This is a genomic window from Kitasatospora sp. NPDC056531 (assembly GCF_042794375.1).
Taxonomy (GTDB): Bacteria; Actinomycetota; Actinomycetes; order Streptomycetales; family Streptomycetaceae; genus Kitasatospora.
On sequence record NZ_JBHTTU010000259.1, the window covers coordinates 1 to 3,120 of the forward strand.

At 69.9% G+C, this 3,120-nt stretch carries 5 protein-coding genes; 3 read left to right on the forward strand and 2 right to left on the reverse strand.

The genetic code is table 11. The annotated features are described in order from the left end of the window. Window positions 1-336 precede the first annotated feature (336 nt). Window positions 337-516, forward strand: a complete 180-nt coding sequence (locus tag ACFQ87_RS45275; protein WP_380616886.1) for a hypothetical protein — start codon at window positions 337-339, stop codon at window positions 514-516. A 37-nt stretch (window positions 517-553) separates the two neighbouring features. Then, complete coding sequence (locus tag ACFQ87_RS45280; protein ID WP_380616887.1) at window positions 554-913, forward strand: hypothetical protein; 360 nt, start codon at window positions 554-556, stop codon at window positions 911-913. Here the strand turns inward: ACFQ87_RS45280 and ACFQ87_RS45285 are convergent. Continuing rightward, window positions 828-1,214 (reverse strand): DUF6328 family protein, encoded by a 387-nt coding sequence (locus tag ACFQ87_RS45285; RefSeq protein ID WP_380616888.1) that lies wholly within the window; start codon window positions 1,212-1,214, stop codon window positions 828-830. The genes ACFQ87_RS45280 and ACFQ87_RS45285 overlap by 86 nt on opposite strands. A gap of 270 nt (window positions 1,215-1,484) precedes the next feature. On the opposite strand from ACFQ87_RS45285, the gene ACFQ87_RS45290 reads away from it, so the two are divergent. Further along, complete coding sequence (locus ACFQ87_RS45290; protein ID WP_380616889.1) at window positions 1,485-2,312, forward strand: hypothetical protein; 828 nt, start codon at window positions 1,485-1,487, stop codon at window positions 2,310-2,312. A 201-nt stretch (window positions 2,313-2,513) separates the two neighbouring features. Here ACFQ87_RS45290 and ACFQ87_RS45295 read toward each other — a convergent pair whose 3' ends face one another. Beyond that, window positions 2,514-3,083 (reverse strand): hypothetical protein, encoded by a 570-nt coding sequence (locus ACFQ87_RS45295; protein ID WP_380616890.1) that lies wholly within the window; start codon window positions 3,081-3,083, stop codon window positions 2,514-2,516. Window positions 3,084-3,120: the final 37 nt, after the last annotated feature.

Consider the following 3,120-nt stretch of genomic DNA (forward strand, 5'->3'; position numbering starts at 1 on the left):
TCTCCGGGATGAGCGGTCGATCACGGGCAGACGGCCGAAGATGCTTCCCCTGGAGACGATGCCGGCCGCGCACCGCGGGGCGGAGGCTGCGCGGTCGGCATGGATCCGGCCCTCTACTGCGTGGCCGTCGGCTGACGGAGGTCTCCCGGAGGGCGTGGCGGCGCGGCCGAGAGATCGAGTTGCTGCACCGGTCGCTGGCGTTCGCCACGCTGATGTTCCCGACCCTAGTGCGGTTGCTCATGGTGATCGCCGCGGCTCCCCGCCCACGGCCCGCGGCATCACGGACTGGATCGCCGACGGCCCGGACTGTCGCCGCGCGGCAGCCGGGCGGTCAGCATGCTGTTCAGCTCTCGCGGGCAGATCCTCAGCACCATCACCGCCTTCAGCCTTGCCGCCGTCGCCGCGTTCGGGATCTCGCTCACCGGCGCGATCCAGGCCGTCTACGAGCGGATCTGGCGGCTTCACGCCGGTGGGGGCACCAGATGTGGCGGCGAGCGGTGGCAGTGGGCGGCGTGACCGCGTATCTCGTCATCGCTGCCTGGAGCGGCGTGCCGTGGCGTCACACACGGCCGCCCAGCCCGTCCCTCGGATCCGCGCGACCCTGATCGGAGGCCTGCTGCAGTTCTGGTGGCTTCCGCACCTCCTGCTCGGCAGGCGGGTACCGTGGCGCGGCCTGCTGCCGGGCGCGGCCTTCACTATGGCCACGCTGGTCGGCTTGCGGTTCTTCTCCTGGCTGGTCTTCGCGCCGCTGCTGGTTTCCAACGCCATCTCGTACGGGACGGTCGGGACCGTCCTGGTGGTCCAGTCCTGGCTGACCGGCGTCGGATTCACGGTACACGGCGGCGCGGTCGCCGGATGGGCGCTACGTGGTGGCCAGGAGGAGTGGGACAGCGGCTCGGCCCGGCGCCGATAGCGCGGCCCGTGGTTGTGGCCGACCGAACCGCGCGGTGCTTCGTTTCCGGATGGGCCGGCCGGAGCTCGGTTACGGCGATCAGCGTGCCGGTGGCGACAGCGTTGAGGACCACCGTGACGTCGTAGAGCGTCCGGTCTGCCGGACTGATCTGGATGAACCTAGGGGTGAACAGCACGCTGATCAGGAACCCGAAGAGGATCTGCGCGTCGGTCTGGGCGACCCTCACCTCCTGGAGTATCTCGCTCCACTTGTGCTCCGCCTTCTCCTCCGATTCTTGCCCCTCGTCGTCGTTGCCTCCCACCGTTCGTCACTTCGCGCTGCCCTCGCCGCCATCCTCATGATCCGGAATCACCCGGGGCCCCTAGGCAACCCCGCCCCCTCCTGGCTACCGGTGTCATGCAATTCGCCCAGTTGTCCTGGGGTGCATGAGCCACACCCGGGTGGCATCCGCGAACAGGGGAGCCGACGAAGGGGAGCGGTCGTGTGGGCCTCAGCCAACTGCGCCGGGCACGGGCAGTATCCTCCGGTGAGGGCAGCCGCGCTGCGGCAGCCGACCGGCCCAGGACGGGACGTGCGGGATGCCTCCACGCGCTACCTCATGTACGGGCCGGTGCCCGCGTTGATCGTGCCGGCCGCGGCGGACTGGGTATTGCACCGCCGCGCCCGCGTCCAGGACACCGCGTTGCGCGAATCGGCGATCCATCTGACGATGATGGCTGGGGTCGGCCTCCCGGCGGTCATCATCCTGCTGTGCAAGGTCGATCCGGCGGAGCTGCTGGTGCTCGCGGTGGGCGCGGGCGCGCACGAGCTGACGGGACTGAGGAACGTGCGCACCGCGCAGGACGCCCACCGTGAGGTGTCGGTGGCCGAGCAGCACGTCCACAGGCTTCCTGGAGGAGGCCCTGCCGCCGACGGCTCGGCCGATCCTCGGCTGCCTGCACCCGACGAGCTGCGGGCACTGCGCGAGGGCATGACGGGCCGCCGACCGTTGAGGCTCCGGCCAACCTGGCGGCGGCCGTCGGTGCCCTCCCGTTGCCTCCCCGGCGTCAGCGCCGCAACCGCCGTGCTCGCCGCCCTGCACGGAGAGGAGTTCCTCCGCTGCCTTCTTGCCCGCAGCCGCGGGCGTGACGGCGAATTGCTTGCCTGCGGATGGACAGACGCGCGACACCGCGTGCGCACCGAAATCCGCCAGACCTCACGAGAGGACGGGGCCATGAGCGCCCGAAAGAAGAACGACACCCCGCAGCCTGACGAAAACACCCCGCAGTCTGACGAGAAGGCACGGGAGCGGTCCGCAGAGGAACGCCACATCGTCGCCCCCACACCGAAGGACGTCCGGGCCAAGGCCGAGGACGACGAGACCCCCGAGCCGCCGCCAGCCGACACCCAGGCACCGTGACCGCCAGCCGGACGGCAGCCTACCCACCGGGCGCAAACCGCTGCCCCGGCCGATGTCGGTCAGGGCAGCAGTGGGGTGCCGCCGGTGGCATTTGAGGATCTCCCGACTTCGCCATCGGCTGGGACCCCGGCTCACCGTCACCTGCGCGTGGTGGCACGAGCAGCCGCTGGATCGGCCCCGCCGCTGCACCGGCGACCGGACTCAGCTGCTGAGCAGCCGGTTGAAGAAGGACCGATACTGCTGGAGTGCCAGCCGCAGGTCTTCGGTCTGCACTTCACCCCCACGGTTCCACTGCTGCTCCAAGCCTCGTTTGTGGCCCGAGAAGGAGGCAGCCAGGCGCTGCATCAGGTCAGCGACCAATGCATCCGCCGAGCGCACCGCGTCCTGGGGATCGTCGACGAACTGGCTCTGGATCTCCTGCCAGCGGGACCTGAGCTCATGCTCGTCCTCCGGGGCGAACAGCGGCTCCTCACCAGCGCCCCGGGTGGGCTCGCTCGGCTGTTCTGCGGTCTCCCGCTCTTTAGGGGTTCCGCGCTCGTCGGCGGTCTCCCGGCTCTCGGGTTCCCCCTTCTCCGCCCGTCCGGCTTCCTCCTCGGCGCCCACATCGGCGAGTCCACCGGTGGCCTCGCCCGGGTACACCGGCCTCTCCTCCGCCGTTTCCGTCTCCTGCCGGTCCTGGCCCACGGGTTCCTTCTCCGTCTCGGGGGAACGGGCCAGATCCTCGGTGGTCAGGCGCTCTTCGTCATTCTTGGTGCTGCCTTCGTACTTCATCTGCTTGATTCGCTTTCATCGTATTGGTGGCCACTAC

Excerpts from the sequence above, each read along its gene's own strand:
- ACFQ87_RS45275 (WP_380616886.1), top strand. The coding sequence starts at position 337 with ATGCTGTTCAGCTCTCGCGGGCAGATCCTCAGCACCATCACCGCCTTC.
- ACFQ87_RS45295 (WP_380616890.1), bottom strand. The coding sequence starts at position 3,083 with ATGAAGTACGAAGGCAGCACCAAGAATGACGAAGAGCGCCTGACCACC.